Origin of the sequence: Pelagibius sp. CAU 1746 (assembly GCF_039839785.1) — a bacterium.
In the GTDB taxonomy this organism is placed as follows: Bacteria; Pseudomonadota; Alphaproteobacteria; order Kiloniellales; family Kiloniellaceae; genus Pelagibius.
The window spans coordinates 1733412-1754492 of the sequence record NZ_JBDOQT010000001.1 but is presented as its reverse complement, the minus strand read 5'-3'; the positions used below and the strand labels follow the sequence as shown (position 1 = coordinate 1754492).

Genomic DNA, 21081 nt, shown 5'->3' with positions numbered 1-21081 from the left:
GTGCCCCACCCCCACCCTAACCCTCCCCCATCAAGGGGGAGGGAACAAGATGTCGAAGCGGCTCAGAAGAGCCCCTTCCCCCTTGATGGGGGAAGGATGGGTAGGGGGTGACAGCGGCGCAGACAGACGCTCGCCTTTGCCGCCACAGCAAACTCTTGCCCGCTTTATAACGCCTCAACCCGCCTTCGGATAGCCGATGCTGGCCAGCGTCTCCTTGATCTCGTCCAGGATGGCCGGGTCGTCGATGGTGGCGGGCACCTTGACCTCGGCGCCGTCGGCGATCTGGCGCATGGTGGCGCGCAGGATCTTGCCGGAGCGGGTCTTGGGCAAGCGCTTGACCACCGCGGCGGACTTGAAGGCGGCCACCGGGCCGATGCGGTCGCGCACCATCTGCACCACTTCCTTGGTCACCTCGTTGGAGGAGTCGGCGCCGGCCTTCAGCACCAGGAAGCCGACCGGGAGCTGGCCTTTCAGCTGGTCGGCGACGCCGATGACGGCGCACTCGGCGACGTCCGGGTGGGCGGCCAGAACTTCCTCCATGGCGCCGGTCGAAAGCCGGTGGCCGGCGACGTTGATGATGTCGTCGGTGCGCGCCATGACGTGGACGTAGCCGTCCTCGTCGATGATGCCAGCGTCCCCCGTCTCGTAGTAGCCGGGGAAGTTCTTCAGGTAGGCGTTGGTGTAGCGCTCCTTGGCGTTCCACAGCGTCGGGAAGCAGCCCGGCGGCATGGGCAGCTTGCCCGCCAGGGCGCCGATGCTGCCGGCCGGCACTTCCTTGCCGTCGGCGTCGAGGACGCGCAGGTCCCAGCCCGGCACGGGGCGCGTCGGCGAGCCCGGTTTGACGGGAAGATATTCGATGCCCATGCAGTTGGCGGCGATGGACCAGCCGGTCTCGGTCTGCCACCAGTGGTCGATGACCGGCACCTGCAGCTTCTCCAGCGCCCATTCCAGGGTGTCGGGGTCGCAGCGCTCCCCGGCCAGGAAGAGCACGCGGAAGAGCGAGAGGTCGTACTTGGCCAGGTGCTCGGCCTCCGGGTCCTGCTGGCGGATGGCGCGGAAGGCGGTGGGCGCGGTGAAGAGGCTGACCACCTTGTGCTGCTCGATGACCCGCCAGAAGGCGCCCGGGTCCGGGGTGCCGACCGGCTTGCCCTCGTAGATCACCGTGGTCGCGCCGTGCAGCAGCGGGGCGTAACAGATGTAGGAGTGGCCGACCACCCAGCCGACGTCGGAGGCCGCCCAGTACACCTCCCCCGGCTCGATGTCGTAGATGTTCTTCATCGACCACTTCAGCGCCACCGCGTGGCCGCCGTTGTCGCGCACGATGCCCTTGGGCTGGCCCGTGGTGCCGGAGGTGTAGAGGATGTAGAGCGGGTCGGTGGCGGCCACCGGCACGCAGTCGTGCGGTTCGGCAGCATCCACGGCCTCGTTCCAGTCGTGGTCGCGCCCGGCGATCATCTCCGCCTGCTCCTGCGGGCGCTGCAGCAGGAGGCAGAACGCCGGCTTGTGGATCGCCATCTGGATGGCGGCGTCCAGCAGCGGCTTATAGGGGATGACGCGGTTCACCTCGATGCCGCAGGAGGCCGACAGGATCGCCTTGGGACGGGCGTCGTCGATGCGGGTCGCCAGCTCGTTGGCCGCGAAGCCGCCGAAGACGACGGAGTGGATGGCCCCAAGCCTTGCGCAGGCCAGCATGGCGATGAGGGCCTCGGGCACCATGGGCATGTAGATGATGACCCGGTCGCCCTTCTCGACGCCGCGCGCGGCCAGCGCCCCGGCGCACTTGGCCACGGCGTCCTGGAGCTGGTGATAGGTCAGGTGGCTGACGGTGTCGGTGACCGGGCTGTCGTAGATGATGGCCGCCTGGTCGCCGCGCCCGTCCTTCACGTGGCGGTCGACGGCGTTGTAGCAGGTGTTCAGGGTCCCGCCGGCAAACCAGCGGTAGTAGGGCGGGTCCGAGTCGTCCAGGACCTTGTCCCACTTCTCGATCCAGTGGATGTCCTCCGCCGCCTTGCCCCAGAACCCCTCAGGGTCCTGCATGGAGGCCTGATAGACCTCGTCAAAACGCCCCATGGTCACATCGCTCCCTCTATGCTCTCGGCCGTAGAGCCGCCCCCGCCCTCATCCTGAGGAGCCTTGCGCGGCAAGGCGTCTCGAAGGATGAAGCGGCCGGACCACCCCTTCCTGGGCCTCACCCTGAGGAGCATCCCGCAGGGATGCGTCTCGAAGGGCGCGGCCCACCCGTCGTTGGATCTGAGAATAATCCCGGAATCCCGCGAAAAAAAGCCTGGGGAAATAGCGGCTTGCGGGCCGTGATTTAGGTCAAGCAGGGCCAAGCCAGCATTGTCAGAAGCACAGCCCACCCTGCTTCGCTCCACGCCCAGGCTGCTTCAACGCCATTCCTCAATATCGAAGTCGCTGAGAACATGCACTCCCAACCACGCGAAGACTACAATCGGAAGTAGCGTTCCTTCCGGCAAAGAATTAGCATTAGAAGAATTGGCTAAAATACGGCGAGCTAACTAAATGCATCTGAGCAACGTGAGATTTCACAACTACCGCCGCTTGATGGATACCAAGATCGACTTTGACAAGGACATCTCAATCTTTGTTGGCGCCAACAACAGCGGAAAGACCTCAGTAGCACAAGCAATCCATTCATTCTTATCAGGTTCACGCGACAGATTTTCTTTTCACGACATCAGCGCGAGCCTCTGGGCCGAGATTGAAGCATTCGCGCGCGGTGAAAATGACGCGGCGCTTCCTTGGATGGCGATAGATCTCTGGTTCTCGGTCGACGATGACGACCTACATCGCGTCATTGATCTACTGCCGAGTCTCGATTGGCAAGGTGGCCGAGTCGGCCTTCGGATAAGTTTTGAGTCACAGAGACCGCAAGAAACCCTTGAACGCTTCAGGGAAAAACAACGGCTCTCCCAAGAGGCGGCAGCCGCAGCCGAAAATGCCGCAGGTGCAGAACATCAAGATGAATTTGTCGCCTTCCCGCGGAACCTCACCGAATATCTTCAGAAGGAGATCAAGCGTGAGTATGGGTTCAAGTATTTCGTACTCGACCCTGCGCAGTTCGATGAGGAACTCGAACCTCGCGCAGACTACGCACCTCTCGAGCTACTTCGGGAACAAGGGCGCACTGGGAAAGACATTGTCGACTCTCTTATAAAAGCTGACACACTTCACGCTCAAAGGCACCTCTCCGATAGCGAAGGCGGCAGTCGTTCCGAAGAGCTATCGAAGCATCTTGGCCGGTACTATAGCCGCAATCTTGAGAGACATGCTGACGACTTCAACGCGATTCGCGCACTATCGGAATCGCAGAGACTACTTGATTCTCACCTCGAGCAAGTTTTTGCGGGCACGCTCTCCCATCTTGCCGAACTGGGCTATCCAGGTCTTACCAATCCACGGCTCGTCATTAGATCAGCGCTGAACCCGGCAACCGTCATGAGCAGCCATGACGGGACGCAGGTCCATTACGCTCTTGATGATGGTGACCTAACTCTTCCTGACAAGTACAGCGGTTTAGGTTTCAAGAACCTTGTCTACATGGTTGTCCAACTGCTCGATTATCACGCGCAGTGGATAGATACCGAGAAAAACCGACCTCCCGTTCATCTGGTGTTTGTCGAAGAGCCAGAAGCGCACCTGCACGCACAACTTCAACAAGTTTTCGTAAATAAGATACTCGGCATTCTCGCCGAGGAATCCGACGGCATCGCATCTTTTACAACACAGTTAGCTCTGACGACCCATTCTCCACACATTCTCTACGAACGAGGCTTCCGCCCTATTAGGTACTTTCGCCGGGAAAATAGCGGACTAACCCAGCGCTCTCGGGTCTTAAACCTCTCGGAGTTCTACGAACGAACCGCAAATCCGAGTCGGGATTTTCTAGAGCGATACCTAAAGCTCACCCACTGCGACCTCTTCTTTGCAGACGCCGCAATACTCGTAGAAGGCAATGTAGAGAGGCTTCTCATGCCCCAGTTCATCCTAAATTCCGCGCCGGGCTTGAGATCAACATATCTGAGCGTGCTCGAAGTCGGTGGCGCATTTGCCCATCGGTTCCGCACGTTGATTGAGTTTCTCGGCATTACGACGTTGATAATCACCGATCTCGATAGCGTGTATGGCGCCGGGCCAGGAGAAGAGGCCGACGCAAACAGCGGCGAAACCGGCAATCATAAAAGCGGCAATGAAGAAGAGATTGAAGGAGCAAAACCTGGGCGCACATGTCGGCCAGAAGAACCAAACGCTGTCACCTCGAATAGGATGTTGATCGACTGGCTGCCTGCACGAGAGCAAATTGATCAGCTTTTGGCTCTCGGCCCTGAAGCTAAAACGCAATATCAAGATGGAGAACACTCGTTTGGTGTACGGGTGACTTACCCCTTAACTGTTCAGCTTGAACTGGACAATAACATCTCAGACCGCGCAGGACGGACATTCGAAGAAGCTTTCGCATTCGAAAATCTAGCTTGGACGCAAATCGAGGTGAATGCGGATCTTGGTTTGCGCATACCCAACGTGAATGATGTTGAAGGCGTTGGGGAACGTCTACACAAGCGAATTCATAGGTCGAGCTTTAAGAAGACTGACTTCGCTCTAGCACTACTCGCAAAAGGCCCAGTTGACTGGAAAGTGCCATCGTACATCTTAGAAGGTTTGCTCTGGCTCGAGAAAGAGCTAGGCGTGGCGATCACTGACAAAGAAGGCGGAGAGGATCAGGCTGCATGACGAGCCGCATAGGCAAACCTGACACCGAGACCGACGTCGCCCTTCGGGACCGCCTGAATAGCGAGGGCACCCGTCACTTCGTGATGGTTGCTGGCGCTGGTTCAGGAAAGACCACTTCGCTCGTCAAAGCCCTTGCACACCTTGCATGTTCACAAGGCCCGCGCTTTAGGCGTGAGGGGAAACAGATTGCTTGCATCACTTATACGGAAGTTGCTGTGGAGGAGATCAAAGGTGATGTCGGTGGCGACAACCTATTTCATATTTCAACCATTCACAGCTTTCTTTGGACTGTTATTAAGCCCTTCCAAAAGAACCTGCGAACCTGGGTGCTTGAGCGACTCGATCGAAAGATCGCCGAGGCGAATGAGAAAATCGGGAATCCTCGTAGCCGCGCAACAACAAAGGCAAAAGCAGCGGAAGATATAGAACGCTATACCCGCCAAAAAGATGAGATCAAACGGGTGAAGACCTTCCGCTATGGCACCGGAAGTGACTACTCGAACGGCATCCTGGGGCATAGCGACATCCTAAGCATCGGTCCGGATTTTATCCGCAACAGTGAAATCATGCGCAAGGTCATCGCACGTAGATTTCCCGTTATCTTTGTCGATGAGAGTCAGGATACCGATCCAAATTTCGTTGAGGCGCTCCGAATCATTGCAACGGATGGATACCACGATTTATGTCTCGGGTTCTTCGGTGATCCAGTACAGAAAATCTACATGCAAGGGGCTGGCCCGATCGCAACGGAGGAAGGTTGGGTGACGCTGCGGAAACCTGAGAATTTTCGTTGCCCACAGAAAGTGCTAGCGGTTATCAACAGCATTCGTGCAGAGGATGACCGGCTTGAGCAGACGGGCGGCCGCGTAAAGGAGATAAATGGCAAAAATGTCTTTGTCCAGGGCACGGCACGAGTCGTGATATTGCCCGCAGACGAAAGGCGGCAAGAGCGCCTTGAAAACGCAAGATCTTGGCTTGCCGAACAAGATGACGACGAAGATTGGTGCGCAGACGAGGATGCGGTGGAGGCTGACATACGGCTCCTTGTTCTCGTCCATCGGATGGCGGCTAACCGACTTGGCTTTCCCAGCATTTATTCAGCGCTTAACGATAAGGCGCCCGAAGACCTAAAGTCAGGACTTGTAGATGGCACAGCTTGGGTTGTAAGGCCTTTCCTTTCTTACATTTTGCCGTTGATTGCCGCACAGCATAGCAATTCTGAGTTCGAGGTGATGCGGATGTTGCGCCGATATTGCCCGTGCCTTCAACCCGAACACTTGGCAGGCTTAGATGCGGCTGAGATTCTTGCAGATTTGAAGGACAATATTGCTGAATTGACACAGCGATTTGAACCAGATGGCGGCCATACAATCGGTGATATTTTTTTGTTCCTTAAAAACAATAGGCTCCTGGCACTCGACGAACGTTTCGATGATCTTCTTAAGCTGTACCAAGAAGGTCAACCACCGGAACAGGAGGCACCTGAGAATGCTGCTCACCGCTTCGCGCTAAGCCCGGCAACTGAATTGTGGGGTTATCGCCGCTATATTGAGGATCTTTCACCTTTCGCCACCCAGCAGGGAATCAAGGGGGCCGAGTTCGAAAAGGTTCTTTTAGTCATTGATGACCAAGAGGGTGTAAATCCTGCGTTCTCTTACGGAAAATACTTTGGAGTCACTGAGCTCACCGCAAAAGATCAAGATAATATCGACCAAAAGAAAGACTCCGTCATCGATCGAACGAGGCGGTTATTTTACGTGTGCTGCTCGCGCGCCCTCCATGACTTGGCAGTTGTCGTATTTGCTGAAGACGTCGAACGAATGCGCGAAGCAATCCAAGCCAAGACATTCTTTCAATCAGACGACATCGTTACTCTTTGAACACAAAGATCTTGATTTCCACCTCCCCCCTCATCCGCCCGCCGCGCCCTGACGACCACGACCAGTGGCTTCCCCTCTGGCATGCCTACAACGTCTTCTACGGGCACGCCTGGGGGCCGGCCGGCGAGCCGCCGGTGGCACCCGGCGTGACGGCGATGACCTGGGGGCGGCTCTTCGACGATGCCCAGCCGCTGTGGGGACTGGTGGCGGAAGCGGAGGACGGCAGCCTGCTGGGCTTCACCCACTACCTCTATCACCTGAGCACCAATGTCCTGGGCTCGCTGTGCTACCTGGAGGACCTTTTCACCGCCGAGGCGGCGCGCGGGCAAGGCGTCGGGCGGGCGCTGATCGAGGCGGTCTGCGACGCGGCCACGGCGGCGGGCGCCAAGCGCGTCTACTGGCAGACGCAAGGCGACAACGCGACGGCGCGGCGGCTCTACGACGCCGTGGCCAAGAACAGCGGCGCCATCATCTACGAGCGCGAGATCAAGGGCGGGCGCTAGACGGGGCGGCGGCTCTACGACCGGGTGGCGGAGAAGTCGGAGTTCATTGTCTACCGGAAGGATCTTTAAGGGCTTTCAGGTCGCCTTGCCCGGGCTTGTTCCGGGCATTTAGCGGCAGCCGCCCGGTCCCTCGGCCCCCCTGAAGCTCTTGGGGCCCCTCGGGACAAGCCCGAGGGTGACGGCAGACAGGGCGTCCCTTCCCCTACTTCAGCATCCCCCTCATCCAGCTTCGCATGGCGCCGAGGGCGGCGCTCACGCCGGAGTATATCATTTACACAATATTAAAGCCGGGACGCGAAACTGGCCGCGGGTGGCGCCGCACGGGACGCAGGCGGCCAGGCCGAGATGGCCCCGGCGGTGGGGCCTTGCAGAGAAGGAACGCGCCCATGAGCAACGCGGCGAAACAGGCGGCCGAAACGCCCGCCGAAGGGAATCCTGCGGATCACGCAGAGACGGTTCACGAAGCGGCGCAGAACGGGCCGGAAACCGGGCGGGCGGGTCTGGCAGCGGCACAGGCCGCCGGCGGCGACGATGCCCGCGCCCGGCAGGACCGGCTGGCCCATGCTGTCAGCCACGACCGCGCCGACCAGAGCAAGGCCAAGCCACCGATCGCCGAATACCTGCGCCACGCCCAGCAGAGAAGCGGGCGCGGCCCCTTCGAGCTGGTGCGCGAGTACTTCCGCCTGCACCGCGGCCCCGGCCGGATCACCCTGCCGGAATACATCCAGTACGGCGTCTACGACCGGCAGCGCCACAGCCCGGTCGGGCAGGCGCGCTTCATCACCAACACCCTGCACTGGCCGATCACCCACGCCTGCTGCGACATGACCTGGCAGGCGACCACCGAGGACAAGTGGCTCTGCTCCCACATCCTGGCGCGCAGCGACATTCCAGTGCCGCAGACCCTGGCGGTGATCGACCGCAGCGCGCGGCGCTATCCCGGCACCGAGAAGATTGCTACCGCGGCCGAGCTGCGCGCCTTCATGACGGCGCCCGGCGTGCTGCCCGCCTTCGGCAAGGAGAACCGCGGCATCTGCAGTTTCGGCGCCTTCCTGGTGGAGACCGCCGACAACGAGGGCTTGGCGCTGGCGGGCCGCGGGCGCGTCGGCTACGAGGCCTGCATCGACGAACTGGTCGGCGATACGCCTTACCTGCTGCAGCGGCTGGAGCGCAACCACGACTTCTTCCAGCGCTATACCGACGCGCTGGCGACGGTGCGCCTTTGCATCCTGATCGCCGACGACGGCGTGAAGATCCCCTTTGCGGTGCTGAAGCTGCCGGCGCGCGGCAACGTGGCCGACAGCTTCTGGCGGCCCGGCAACCTGGCCTGCAAGCTGGACGTGGCGAGCGGCGAAATCCTGACCGCGCGCACCAAGGACCCGCTGGGCACCACCGACCACGACGCCGACCCGGTGAGCGGCGCGCCGCTGGTGGGCGAACACCTGCCGATTTGGGAGCGCGTGATCGAGCTGGCGCGCAACTGCGCGCCGATCTTCCGGCCGGTGCGCTACCAGTCGATGGACGTGGCAATCACCCCAAACGGCCCGGTGCTGATCGAGATCAACACCGGCGGCGGCTTCGACCTGCCTCAGCTCGCCACCGGCGAGGGCTTCTTGACCGACGAGGTGCGCGACTTCTTCCGCGCCTGCGGCTACCGCAGGCTGTGAGCGCCACGCGCCGCCGCGGGCTCTGTGTGGGGAAAGTGCTGTTAGGGTCACGACGGCCGGGCCCGCAGGAAAGGCCCGGCGCGAACAAGGATATGCGATGATGGCGAGCCCACCGAATCTCTACGATGCCGAGCCGATCCCCGATTCAGCGCGCGAGGAGATCGAGGCGCTGCTGTCCAGCGGCGACCTGTTCCGCTACCGCGCCGACGCCGACTCTCCGGCCGCCGCGCTGGAGCGTGCTTTCGCCGCCCACATGGGCGTGCCTTTCGCGCTGGCGGTGAGCTCCTGCTCCTCGGCGCTGTTCCTGGCGCTGAAGGCGCTGGGACTGGAGCCGGGCGACAAGGTCGCCATCCCCGCCTTCACCTTCGCCGCCGTGCCCTCGGCCGTGGTGCACGCCGGCTGCCGGCCGCTACTGGTCGAGGTGGGCGCGAACTACCGCATCGACCTGGCCGACTTCGAGGCCTGCCTGGAAGAGGACGTGAAGGCAGTGCTGATCAGCCACATGCGCGGCCACACCTCCGACATGGACGCCATCCTGGCGCTCTGCGAGGCACGCGGCATCCCGGTGGTCGAGGACGCGGCACACTCCCTGGGCACGCTGTGGAACGGCCGTAAGATCGGCACCCTGGGGCGCATCGGCTGCTTCTCCTTCCAGTCGTTCAAGATGATGAATGCCGGCGAGGGCGGCATGCTGATCACCCAGGACCCCGACATCATCGCGCGGGCCGTGATCATGTCCGGTGCCTACGAGCACAACTGGCTGAAGCACGCCATCGTGCACGAGCGTTGTCGCTTCTGGCAGAACCGCCTGCCGCTCTACAACATGCGCATGAACAACCTGTCGGCCGCCGTGGCGCGCTCGCAGATCGAAGAACTGGCGAGGCGCGTGCGCGACGGGCGGGCCAACCACGACTACGTGGCGCGGCTGCTGAATGCCTCGCCCTGGCTGGCGGTGCCCGACCCGCTCCCCCAGGAGGAACGCGCGCCGGATTCCATCCAGTTCAACCTGGAAGGCTTCGACGGCGACGCCGAAGCCGTGGCCTTCCAGCAGGCGGCCAACGCGCGCGGCGTGCCGGTGCAGATCTTCGGCATGTCGGAGGACAACGCGCGGGCGTTCTGGAACTGGCAGTTCATCGGCGAACAGCGCGACCTGCCCAAGACCCGCGCCATGCTGATGCGTGCCTGCGACGTGCGCCTGCCGGCGCGCCTGACCCAGGACGAACTGGACAGCGTGGCAACCGCGCTGATCGAGGCCGCCGCGGCGGTCAAAGATGCGCGCCGCAACGCCGCCGGGCCGTACAGCGCCTCGGCCTGAGGCGCTTCAGGACGGCCCTCTCTCACAGAGAAGAGAGGCTGTTAGGTTTACCCCTTTCCCCTTGAAGGGAGAGGGGAATACCGTCAATAGGGCGTGCCGTCCTTATGGACGAAGCGGCCGTCGGCGTTGGCGCTCTTCATGTCGATGTCGGCGCAGGTGGTGAGGTCGTCGGGCTGCCGCGAGCCGACGTCGAGGTAGACCGCCACGGCCTGCGACCTGTTGATCAGGTGATGGCCGTCGCCCGAGCCCTTGGGGAAGGCCGCGCAGTCGCCGGCGCCGAGCAGCGTCTCGCCGCCGTCCTCGACCAGGACCACCTCACCTTCCAGCACGAAGACGAACTCGTCCTCGTGGCTGTGCAGTGGCGCTGGCTCGACCAGTTGCCCGGCGGCAGACGCATGAGGTTCACCCCGAAGTCGCTGAGCCCCCCGGCATCGCCGAGGCGCTGGCGCAGGCGCCCGGCGCAGGGCGGCGGATAGCCCGCGCCCCGGTGCTGCGGCACGGCGGCGAGGTCGATCTTGGGCATGGCGGTGCTCCCGGCAGTCAATGAGCTTGGGCCTTAGCGCAACCAGCGCGCGGACGACGCTAGCACGCTTCAGCCCAGGGCGGCAGCGATGGGCAAAAACCCAGCCTCTGCGGCAACTTACCGCGGTGCGGCAAAATGCCCTGCGACACCTTTGCAAGTCGATCGCGCGGGGGGCAGGCCCTATATCCGGGGCACCTGACTGGCACATCAGAACAACAAAAACCGATCCCCCCAACTGCAAGGCTGGACCCCCTCCCCATGCGTCATCTTCCCTACCTCATCGGCCTCTTCATGCTGCTGCCCTTCGCGGTGTGGCTGGGCCTGGACCTGACCATCCTGCCGGGCTCGACCCGCAACCTGGACCTGCCGCTGGTGGCGGCGCTGACCGCCGTCTGCCTGCCGCTCTTGGCCTGGTTCTTCCTGGTGAACCTCGGCTTCCTCGCCAACTCCATGAGCGGCGCCGACGAGTTCGCGCGCCCGCGCAACACGGCCGTGCGCCTCACCATCGCCGCCCTGCCCTGGATCTCGCTGCTCGGCAGCCTCGCCAGCGTGCCGATCCTGGCGGCGGAAGGGCTGGCCCCCGCCCTGCTGGCCCTGCCGCCGGTTGTCGGCGCGCTGATCTTCTTCGCCATCCGCTTCGGCGAGAAGGCGCGCACGCAGGACCGCCACCGCCTGCGCGCCAAGGCCGCCGCCGCTCCCCGCAATCGCGGCACGGGCCTCAAGGCCCTGGGCAGCTCCGCCTTGCGCGCGCTCTACGCCGTGCCTGTCGCCGGCTGGCTGCTGAAGGACGCCGTTCACGGCCGCGCCAGCGCCAAGGCCTTCTTGGCCTTCAACTGCTTCCTGCTGCTGGCCGCGGGCATCGCCGTCTTCGGCTATCCGGTGCTGATCGTCGCGGCTCTGACGCTGGTGCCGGTGATCTTCGCCGGCCTCTTCGTGCTGACCTGGGCGTAGCCAGACAACGAGTCTGCCGCCCCACCCCCTCCCTAACCCTCCCCCGTCAAGGGGGAGGGGAACTGCGGAACGGGGAGCGGAAAAAGAAAGCGGGGCCGGAACCACCCATCGTTGGATGGCACCGGCCCCTTCTTAAGCCCCGGGGCGGCAGTCCAGTGGATCGCCGGCCTTCGCGTGCCTAGGCACCCTTGGGCCGGATCCGCACCAGATCCTGCAGAACGCCCTCGACACCGTTGGTGACGACGACGTTGCCGAACTTCTCGGACACCTTCTCAAGCGCCTCGAGCTCCTTCAGCCGCAGGAGGATGGGGTTGTCCTCCATCAGCTTGGCGGTGTTCAGCAGGGACCGCGTGGCCGCGGTCTCCTCACGCCGCTTGATGACGTTGGCCTGGGCGGTCTTCTCCGCCTCGATGACCCGGTTCATCAGCTCCCGCACGTCTCCGGGCAGGATGATGTCCTTCACACCGACGGAGGGCACCGCAAGGCCCGCGTCACCCAGCTTGGGCAGCACCAGCGCCTCGATCGCCTGGTTGATGCCCAGCTTGTCGCCGAGCACCTGCTCCAGGGTCCGGGTGCCGATGACCTGACGCAGCGCGAACTGAAGCTCCTTGTAGAGGAAGTCCTTCAGGTCGCTGGTCAGGGCGACCGCCTTCAGCGGATCGACGATCCTGAAGACGGCGGTCAGGTTGGCCCGCAGGCCGACCCGGTCCTTGGTCAGCAGCTCCTGGCCGGTCACCTCCAAGGTCTGCAGCCGCAGATCGAAGGAGGCCACGTCGACCCGGTGCAGCGCCTTCACGAAGGCATAGCGCCCCGGCTTCAGCTGCTTCTGCAGCACGCCGTCCAGGTAGAGCAGGCCGACGTGGTCGGAGACCACCTCAACCACTGCCACCAGATCCTTCGCGCCCAGCCGCGCCAAAGGGCCGACCAGCCGCTCCGGCAGCTCGAAGGCGGTGGCCGCGTCGACCACCTCCAGCTTCACCTGCCGCAGCGCCTTGGCGTAGAACGCCACGCTGCGCGGCGCCACCAGTCCGGCCAGCTTGCCGTCGGCGGTGACGATGCCCAGATCGCCATCCCCCATGTCGGCGACGAGGAAGTGCGCCTCGACCACCTGGGGGTGGGTCAGGTAGAGCGCCGCCAGGGCCGCGTCGCGAACCGGCAGGGCCCGCAGGTCGAGCTTCACGACCTCGATCTCCGCCCGGCCCGGCAGGAAGCGGTACACGCCCGGCGCCAGCACCTTCTGGAAGGCCCGGTCCCGGTAGAGGAGACCGAGCTCGTAGTCCGCGATCTTCTCGGTCTTGAAAACCATCGGTCTGTTCCTTTCTTCTTTTTCTCTTCTCTCTTCTCTTCTTCTGTGGTTGTCCCGCGAGGGATCGGAGCATTGCTTGTTTATGTTTTTCGCCCCGCTTCGGGGGCCGGAATGCTCCTAAAAAATATCGGTTGAGGAACACCGGAAGAGCCCCGACGCCGGCTGCTGGACGGCCCCGGCCCTCTCCCCCCCCCGCCCGCGCGGGACCCTCGGGGTTCCCTTCCCGAAAATGCGGAAAGGGCGTGCCGAAGGTCCTTGCGGGCAGCGTCGGAGAGCGCGGTGGGGACGCGCGGAAGCGAACCGCCGCCTGGCCCCTGCCCTTCGCCGCGGCGCACCGCCGAAGCGGCACGCTACGATTCCAGACGGGGCCTGGCGCTCTTCCGGCATCCTTCGTTTCGGATCAGCTTTTGAGGCTGAGTCGGCTTATCAGGCCGAGTTGATGGCGGGAATCGAACCCGCGACAACTAGAGTCCAAGTCTAGCGCTCTAACCTAACTGAGCTACATCCATGGGGCCGAACACGGGAATCGAACCCGTGACCCCCGAATCGACAATCCGGTGCTCTCACCGCTGAGCTAGTTCGGCCGCTAAGGTACCTATTGCTCGACACACGCAGGACGCATTACGAACGTCCAGCGCGCCGGCCGGGCCTACGGAACCCGGACCATAGAGCGGTCTGCCAAGTACCAAACGAATAGGGCTCCTGATCCTCTCGCGAGGGATGCCGTTCGTCTTTTATGTCTCGAGTGATCTCATTTCTTTCCTGCCTCCGTGTCGTATTCGCCGGGGCAGGAGTCGCGCGGAAACCGCGGGCTCTAGACCCGGTCTGTGTTGGCCCTTTCGTCGGGGCTTATGTGACGATCCATAAAGGTCATCGGGTTTCCGTTTCGCGTAATCCGGCGCGGGAGTGCGTCCGGGAGGCGGGGTATAGGCCAGGCCGGAGTCGAAAATCAACCGGAACCTGTAGACGAGGCGAAAAAAGACCGATCGCGAAAGATCGCGGCCGTGAAGCGCAAAGAAAGTTGCGCCGCCTCGGAGGAAGCCCGGCCGGGCCCGCCCGAGACGGCGCAGGGGAAACGGAAGTTTGGGTGTCGGCCTAGGCGGCGCGCACGGAGTTCAGGAAGTCCTGCACCTCGCGCTGCAACTCGTCGGCCTGGGCCGAGAGGGCATCGGCGGCGCTGAGCACCTGGGAAGCCGCGGCGCCGGTCTGCGCCGCACCCGCGTTGACGCCGCCGATGTTGGCCGAGACCTCGCTGGTGCCGGCGGCCGCCTGCTGCACGTTGCGGGCGATTTCCGAGGTGGCGGAGTTCTGCTGCTCCACCGCCGCGGCGATGGCCGCCGCGTTCTCGTTGATCGAGCCGATGATGTCGCGGATGCCATCGATGGCGGACACGGTGCCGCCGGTGGCGTCCTGCATGCCGCCGATCTGCTGGGCGATCTCCTCCGTCGCCTTGGCGGTCTGCGTCGCCAAAGTCTTCACCTCGCTGGCCACGACCGCGAAGCCCTTGCCGGCTTCGCCGGCGCGCGCCGCCTCGATGGTGGCGTTCAGGGCCAGCAGGTTGGTCTGCTCGGCGATGTCCTGGATCAGGCCGATGACGTCGCCGATCTTCTGTGCGGCGTCGTCCAGACCCTTGACCCGTCCGGTGATGTTCTCGGTCTCCGCCACCGCTTTGGTGGTGTAGTCGTTGGACTGGGCGACCTGGCGCGAGATTTCACCGATCGAGGAAGACAGCTCCTCGGCGCCGGAGGCCACGGTCTGCACGTTGGAGGAAGCCTCCTCGGCGGCGCTGGTCACCAGCTTGGCGTTCTCCGCCGTCTCCTCCGCCGTCGCGTTCATCTTCTGGGCGACAGAGCGCATCTCCTCGCAGGAGGTGGCGACGGCCTGCAGCACCGCCGCAGCCTTCTGGTCGAAGTTCTGGCAGAAGTCCTCGATCTGCCTGGCGCGGGCTTCCTTGGTGGCCTGTTCCTTCTGCTGAGCCTCGGCGAGTTCCTTCGCCTTCACGCCGTTCTGCTTGAAGACCTCGACGGTGCCGGCCATGGCGCCGATCTCGTCCTTGTCCTCCGCGAAGGGCACGCTGACGGAGAAGTCGTCCTCGGCCAACTGCTGCATGACGCTGGACAGGCGGCCGATACGCCCGGAGATGACACGGCCCATGACCAGCGCCAGCGTCACCGCCACCATGAAGGAAGCCAGCGTGGCGATGACGATCATGATGACCCCATCGCTCCGGTTGCCGCTCAAGGTCTCCAGACCCAGTTCCATCGAACGGTGGACCGCTTCCTCCGCGGCGTCGGCCGTTTCGATCAGAATCTCGAAAGAAGCGTCGAAAACCTCGTCGGCTTCGCTGCCGGCGCCGGAGACATCCAGGCTGGACTGGTAGCGGGACGTAGCGAGGTCGCTCAGCTCCTGGATGCCGCTCAGCAGCTCGGAGGCGCCGGCCATGCGGTAGGTTTCGCCCAGTTTGGCGACAAGCGCCTGGGCCTCGGCGAAGTTGCCGGTGGCTTCGGCGATGTCCTCGCCGGCATCGCCGCCCAAGACCTCTTCCACCATCAGGTGGCCGTTGGCCAGCAGGTAGCGCGCTTCGCCGGCGAGGCGCTGCGCCTCGGCCACATCTCTCAGAACGCCCTCATTGGCGCCCGCCCCGATGCCGGCCAGCAGGCCGTCATAGAGCTCGTCGAAGCGCTCGTCGGCGCCGCTGCCGACGCCCTGATTGTCGTTCAGCGAGGCATAGCGCTCCTCGGCCACGGCGATGAAGCTGTCGAGGTTCTCAAGAACCTTGGAGATGTGGGCGCGCACGACCGGGTCCTCGCTGGCGAAGAAGCGGCCTTCCTCGTTCTCGCCGCCGTTGAGGATGGCGTTGGCATAGAATCGCGCGTCGTCGAGCAGACCCCACACCGCCTGGATGTCTTCGCCGGCGTCGCCGGCCATGATCTCCTCGAAGATCAGATGGGCTTCGGTGGCCGACAACTTGATCTCCATCGCGGCGTCGCTCAAGGGCGCCAGCCGTTCGCCCACGCGCTCACCCTCTTGACCGATGCTGTTGGCGGTCCAGCCGCCCAGCAGGCCCGCAACGCCCGTCAGCATCGCCAGAGCCAAAAAACAGCCGAGAATCTTCGCCTTTACGCTTAGGCCGCGCAAGAAGGCCAGACCAGAACCAGCAGACATGGCGTCGTCACTCCTGTGGCCGTGACGGTCCCCACCGCTCACGGATACGTTGAATAAGCAGGTTTGCTTTTTAGCAGTAACGAATTAACAGAAAATGTCATAAAAACGGGATCTTAGCGTCTAAAGGTTCCGTTTATAGACCAAACACAACCCCTGGGACCTCAAAGGGCGTGAGACGGAAGCGCCAAAGTAAGTTGCGCGCCTCAGGGCGAGGCGCTACCTCTGCTCCTCCAGGGCAGCAGCGAGAAAAACACCTGCAAGGGAGCAGGCGGCACCTATGGGCGACAGCGTGAATCCCTTCGAAAGCGACCTGGGCCGGGGACCGTCCAATCACCTGGCGCTCAGCCCCCTGAGCTTCCTGCCGCGCGCGGCCGCGGTCTATCCGGAGCGCTGCGCGGTCATCCACGGCGATCGCGCCTATACCTGGGCCGAGGTCTATCAGCGCAGCCGGCGCCTCGCCTCGGCGCTCACGAAACGCGGCATCGGCCGCGGCGACACCGTGGCCATGATGGCCCCCAACACGCCGCCCTGCCTGGAGGCGCACTTCGGGGTGCCGGCGGCCGGCGCGGTGCTGAACGCCCTCAACGTGCGCCTTGACGCCGCGGCCATCGCCTTCATGCTGAACCACGGCGAAGCCAAGGTGCTGATCACCGACCGCGAGTTCTCGCCCGTCATCAAGGAGGCCCTGGCCGAGATCGCCAAAGCCCCTGGGCGCGAGATCCTGGTCATCGACATCGACGACCCTCTGGGAGAGGGCGGCGAGCTGCTGGGCGAGACCGACTACGAAAGCTTCCTCGCCACGGGCGATCCCGACTTCCCTTGGATCCTGCCCGACGACGAGTGGGAGTCGCTCTCCCTGCTCTACACCTCCGGCACCACCGGCGACCCCAAGGGCGTGGTCTATCACCACCGCGGCGCCTACCTGAACGCCATCGGCAACATCCAGGTCTGGGGCATGGGCCCGCATCCGGTCTACCTCTGGACCCTGCCGATGTTCCACTGCAACGGCTGGTGCTTTCCCTGGACGGTCACCGCGCTGGCCGGCACCCACGTCTGCCTGCGCCAGGTACGCGCTTCCGCCATCTACGATGCCCTGGCCGACCACGGCGTGACCCACCTGTGCGGCGCACCCATCGTCATGCAGATGCTCCTGAACGCCCCTGAGGAAGAGCGCCGCGACTTCGGCCAGCAGGTAAAGTTCATGACCGCCGCCGCGCCGCCGCCGGCCGCGGTGCTGGCCGCCATGCAGGACGCCGGCATCGAGGTGACCCACGTCTACGGCCTGACCGAAGTCTACGGCCCTGCCGTGGTCTGCGCCTGGCGCGGCGAGTGGGATGCCTTCGACATCGAGAAGCAGGCGGCCATGAAGGCGCGCCAGGGCGTGAACTACCCGGCGCTGGAAGGCCTCATGGTCGCAGATGCCGAAACGTTGGAACCCGTGCCGCGCGACGGGCAGACCCTGGGCGAGGTCTTCATGCGCGGCAACGTGGTGATGAAGGGCTATCTGAAGAACCCCTCGGCCACGGAGAAGGCCTTCAACGGCGGCTGGTTCCACACCGGCGATCTCGCCGTCTGGCATCCCGACGGCTACATCGAGCTGAAAGACCGCTCCAAGGACATCATCATTTCCGGCGGCGAGAACATCTCCTCCATCGAGATCCAGGACGCGCTCTACCGCCACCCCGCCGTCGCCGGCGCGGCGGTGGTCGCCAAGCCCGACGAGAAGTGGGGCGAGACCCCTTGCGCCTTCATCGAACTGAAGCCGGGCGCGAGCGCCGAAGAGGTGGAGATCATCACCTTCTGCCGCGACCGCCTGGCCCACTTCAAGGCGCCCAAGAAGGTGGTCTTCGGCCCCCTGCCCAAGACCTCCACCGGCAAGATCCAGAAGTTCGTCCTGCGCGAGAAAGCAAAGGGGCTCTAGGCAAAATCCGGCGGGGCCGGCGCCCGGCCGACACCTCCGGGACATTGGATTCGGCCTTGCCGCCACAGGTTGTTTGCATCGGCATATCTTAACCCGATCTTTGGAAAGTTCCTTGAGGCTCCAAAGCTCTAGCGCAAGGAATCTGGAGGTCCGGCGATGCCCCTTTCCCAAGAGCGCTGGAGGCCGCCCTCAATCGGGAAGACGGGGCACCGCCTCCAGCGGCCCGACAAGACTCTTTCCCTGCTGGTGCCGGTGTTCAACGAAGAGGATGCCATCGACCTCTTCATGGCGGAGCTGGGGCCGGCTCTCGAAGAGGCGCTGCTCCGCCTCGCGCCGCACGGCAACCACGAAATTGTGTTCATCGACGACGGCAGCAACGACGGCACCGTCGCGCGCATCCTCGCCCATACCGCGGGGGCTCCGCGGGTTCGCTTGGTGCGGCTATCGCGCAACTTCGGCAAGGACGCCGCCTTGGCCGCGGGTCTGCACTTCGCCGCCGGCGACGCGGTGATCCCCATCGACGTGGACCTGCAGGACCCGCCGGAGGTCATCTCCAGCATGGTGGCCGCCTGGATCAACGGCGCAGAAGTCGTCAACGCCCGGCGCTGCGACCGCAGGTCCGACGGCTGGCTCAAGCGCTGGAGCGCGAAAGCCTTCTACAGGGTCTACAACGTTCTCGCCACCGACAGCATCCCCGGCAATGTCGGCGACTTTCGCCTGCTTGACCGCAAGGTGGTCGACGTGCTGAACGATTTCAGCGAACGCAATCGTTTCATGAAGGGCGTGTTCTCCTGGGTCGGTTTCGAGCAGACGACGATCACCTACGAGCGCCCCCCGCGCGCCGCTGGGACCACCAAGTGGAAATTCTGGAGGCTTTGGAATTTCGCACTGGACGGCTTAACGGCGTCGACCACCGCACCGCTGCGGATCTGGACCTACGTCGGCCTCGCCGTGGCGCTCGGTGCCATCGGCTATGCCATCTTCCTCGTCGCGCGCACCCTCATTCTGGGTATCGACGTGCCGGGCTATGCCTCGCTCATGACGCTGATTTTGACCCTGGGCGCGCTGAACCTGATCTCAATCGGCATCCTGGGAGAGTATATCGGCCGGATCGCGATCGAAGTGCGCCAGCGCCCGCTCTACGTGGTGCGGGACACTTACGGATTCGACGACACCGACACGCAGAAGAGTTCCGGCGGCAAACAGCGGGCCGCGCCCGGCACGGCCGGATGACGGCCGCCACGCACGCACTGCCCGTTCGTGACTGGCGGCCGGCTTTCGCGGTGCTGCTCCTGGCCGGCCTCGGCGCGCGGCTGATGTTCCTCGGGGACCGGGCGCTGTGGCTGGACGAAGCCTACAGCGTGTGGTTCTCGGACCAGGACTGGACCTACCTCTGGCAGTCGGTCCCGCAGTTCGAGACCCATCCTCCGCTGTACTATTCTCTGCTGAAGCTCTGGCGCGCCTTCGGCTCGACCGAAACCTCGCTTCGCCTGCTCTCCGTCCTGGCGAACACCGCGACGATCGTGCTGGTCGCCCTTGCCGGCCACCTGGCCGCTCCGCGCCCCTACAAGCTGCCGTTGGCGCTTGCCGCCGCCCTGCTGTTCGCGGCGGCGCCGCTGCAGCTCATCTACGCCCAGGAAGCGCGGCCCTACGCCCTGCTGGTGCTGGCCATGGCAATCGTCCTCTGCAGCGCGATCTGGATCGTCACCCATCCCGAACGCGCCAGCCGGCGTCTCACGCAGCTCCATCGCCGAGACCGTGCGGCACTGGCCGCCTTCCTCGCCCTCGGCGTCGGCATGGCGATGCTGCTGTGGATGCACAATCTCGGCATCGTCTTCGCCGCGGTGCTCGCGGCGATCCTCGCAGCGTGGTGGATTTGCCGGGGGAGGCGCGGCGCCGCGCTCTTCGTGAACCTGCTGGCCGCGGCGCTGCTGGCCGTCACGCTCTACGCGCCCAATATTCCGAACCTGCTGCTGCAGGTGCGCTCGGTTTCGGCGCAGTTCTGGCTGGAGATTCCGACGCCCGCACAGCTTTACCTGATGACGGAACTGATCTATGGGCAGTTGCAGATCGCCTTCTGGGGGTCCGCCGAGAAGCACCTCGTACAGCTCGTGGTCGCCGTTCCCCTGGGAGTCCTGGGTGTCAGGGGCATTTGGCGCCTGACGGCGGAGTCACCGGACCGGCGCTGGGTCGCCTGGCTGCTGCTCGGCACCGCCTTCGGTCCGACGCTGGTGATGCTGGCGCTGACGTACAGCGTCCAGCCGGTGATGATGGAGCGCACGCTGCTGCCGGTTCAGGTTCCCTGGATGCTGCTCTGCGCGGCTGCGCCCTTTGCGGTCCGCCCGGACCGGGCGGCGCTGGTGGCAGGCCTCTTCATCGCCATCGCCGTCGTGAACCTGGGCGGCTTTGTCGCCAACCAGGCCACGCAGGAACATCGCGAGGAGGAACGCCCCTGGCGCGCTATCGCGCAACAGATTGCACAGAGCAACGCGCCAGACGCACCGGTGATCCTACTGCCCAACAGCGCCGGCCTTCCCCTGGCCTACTACGACGACTTGCTGAACCTGGGTTTGACGATGCAGCCTCTGCCCGCTCCCTACCCGGTTCGCGGTGAGGTTCACAGCTATCCGGCAGGCGGCCAAGGTGTCCCGGCGATGGACGCCGCCGCCTTGCACCGCCTTGCCGAAGCGACGGGGGACGCCCCGACGGTCTGGCTCATCACCCGTTTCGAAGTGCTTTTCGATCCTCAGAGACTGGTGAGGCATTCCCTGGCCGCGCGCTTTCCCTGCGCCAAGAGCACGCATCACGGCCTGATCACCGTATCGCGTTTCGACCGCGCCGCCGAGGGGACGAAAGCAGGCCATTGCCGGTCGAATCCACCGCGGTCATCGTCCTGAAAAAGCGAAACGGCGCACGCCCGGCCTCGCCTTCGAGCCGGCCGGACACCGCAAAACGAAACCGCGTTCCCCGGAACCTCCACGAAGGGAGTACGAGGAACGCGGATGAGGATGTCGATAACGTATTTCCGGTCCGTCTAGCCGGCGGCCACCCGTCGCGTCACTGCTGAAGGGAAATCCCTTCCGGCAAGCGCCTGCCTG

General features: G+C 64.0%; 13 protein-coding genes and 1 tRNA gene. 9 read left to right on the top strand and 5 right to left on the bottom strand.

The window, feature by feature from the left end; translation table 11 throughout:
• Nucleotides 1-174: 174 nt before the first annotated feature.
• On the bottom strand, nt 175-2070 hold the full coding sequence (locus tag AAFN88_RS08225; RefSeq protein WP_347519737.1) for a propionyl-CoA synthetase: 1896 nt from the start codon (nt 2068-2070) through the stop codon (nt 175-177).
• Between the two features lie 453 nt (nt 2071-2523).
• Between AAFN88_RS08225 and AAFN88_RS08220 the strand changes: the two genes are divergently transcribed.
• The 5 genes from AAFN88_RS08220 (at nt 2524) to AAFN88_RS08200 (ending at nt 10117) form a co-directional block, all read left to right on the top strand.
• On the top strand, nt 2524-4752 hold the full coding sequence (locus AAFN88_RS08220) for an ATP-dependent endonuclease (RefSeq protein ID WP_347519735.1): 2229 nt from the start codon (nt 2524-2526) through the stop codon (nt 4750-4752).
• Complete coding sequence (locus AAFN88_RS08215; RefSeq protein ID WP_347519733.1) at nt 4749-6632, top strand: UvrD-helicase domain-containing protein; 1884 nt, start codon at nt 4749-4751, stop codon at nt 6630-6632. Before AAFN88_RS08220 ends, AAFN88_RS08215 begins: the two co-directional genes overlap by 4 nt.
• Nucleotides 6633-6643: 11 nt before the next feature.
• Nucleotides 6644-7135 carry a GNAT family N-acetyltransferase gene (locus AAFN88_RS08210; RefSeq protein WP_347519731.1) on the top strand — a complete coding sequence of 164 codons (492 nt, stop codon included), beginning with the start codon at nt 6644-6646 and terminating at the stop codon, nt 7133-7135.
• A 386-nt stretch (nt 7136-7521) separates the two neighbouring features.
• A complete protein-coding gene (locus tag AAFN88_RS08205; protein WP_347519730.1) occupies nt 7522-8802 on the top strand; it encodes a sugar-transfer associated ATP-grasp domain-containing protein in 1281 nt (426 codons plus the stop codon).
• Between the two features lie 100 nt (nt 8803-8902).
• Nucleotides 8903-10117 (top strand): aminotransferase class I/II-fold pyridoxal phosphate-dependent enzyme, encoded by a 1215-nt coding sequence (locus tag AAFN88_RS08200; RefSeq protein WP_347519728.1) that lies wholly within the window; start codon nt 8903-8905, stop codon nt 10115-10117.
• 83 nt (nt 10118-10200) lie between these two features.
• On the opposite strand, the gene AAFN88_RS08195 is transcribed toward AAFN88_RS08200, so the two are convergent.
• The gene (locus AAFN88_RS08195) at nt 10201-10848 is read right to left on the bottom strand and encodes a cupin domain-containing protein (protein ID WP_347521650.1); all 648 of its coding nucleotides are present in this window, start codon (nt 10846-10848) and stop codon (nt 10201-10203) included.
• 50 nt (nt 10849-10898) lie between these two features.
• Between AAFN88_RS08195 and AAFN88_RS08190 the strand changes: the two genes are divergently transcribed.
• Complete coding sequence (locus AAFN88_RS08190; RefSeq protein WP_347519726.1) at nt 10899-11591, top strand: hypothetical protein; 693 nt, start codon at nt 10899-10901, stop codon at nt 11589-11591.
• Between the two features lie 178 nt (nt 11592-11769).
• Here AAFN88_RS08190 and AAFN88_RS08185 read toward each other — a convergent pair whose 3' ends face one another.
• From AAFN88_RS08185 to AAFN88_RS08175, 3 genes are all read right to left on the bottom strand, one after another.
• Nucleotides 11770-12897, bottom strand: a complete 1128-nt coding sequence (locus AAFN88_RS08185) for a slipin family protein (protein ID WP_347519724.1) — start codon at nt 12895-12897, stop codon at nt 11770-11772.
• A 508-nt stretch (nt 12898-13405) separates the two neighbouring features.
• Nucleotides 13406-13481, bottom strand: a tRNA-Asp gene (locus AAFN88_RS08180).
• Between the two features lie 511 nt (nt 13482-13992).
• On the bottom strand, nt 13993-16062 hold the full coding sequence (locus AAFN88_RS08175) for a methyl-accepting chemotaxis protein (RefSeq protein ID WP_347519723.1): 2070 nt from the start codon (nt 16060-16062) through the stop codon (nt 13993-13995).
• Nucleotides 16063-16339: 277 nt separating this feature from the next.
• On the opposite strand from AAFN88_RS08175, the gene AAFN88_RS08170 reads away from it, so the two are divergent.
• From AAFN88_RS08170 to AAFN88_RS08160, 3 genes are all read left to right on the top strand, one after another.
• Nucleotides 16340-17983: an acyl-CoA synthetase gene (locus AAFN88_RS08170; protein WP_347519721.1), complete on the top strand. Its 1644-nt coding sequence runs from the start codon at nt 16340-16342 to the stop codon at nt 17981-17983.
• Between the two features lie 156 nt (nt 17984-18139).
• Nucleotides 18140-19216: a glycosyltransferase family 2 protein gene (locus tag AAFN88_RS08165; protein WP_347519719.1), complete on the top strand. Its 1077-nt coding sequence runs from the start codon at nt 18140-18142 to the stop codon at nt 19214-19216.
• Nucleotides 19213-20880: a hypothetical protein gene (locus AAFN88_RS08160; RefSeq protein ID WP_347519717.1), complete on the top strand. Its 1668-nt coding sequence runs from the start codon at nt 19213-19215 to the stop codon at nt 20878-20880. Before AAFN88_RS08165 ends, AAFN88_RS08160 begins: the two co-directional genes overlap by 4 nt.
• The last annotated feature ends 201 nt before the right edge of the window (nt 20881-21081 follow it).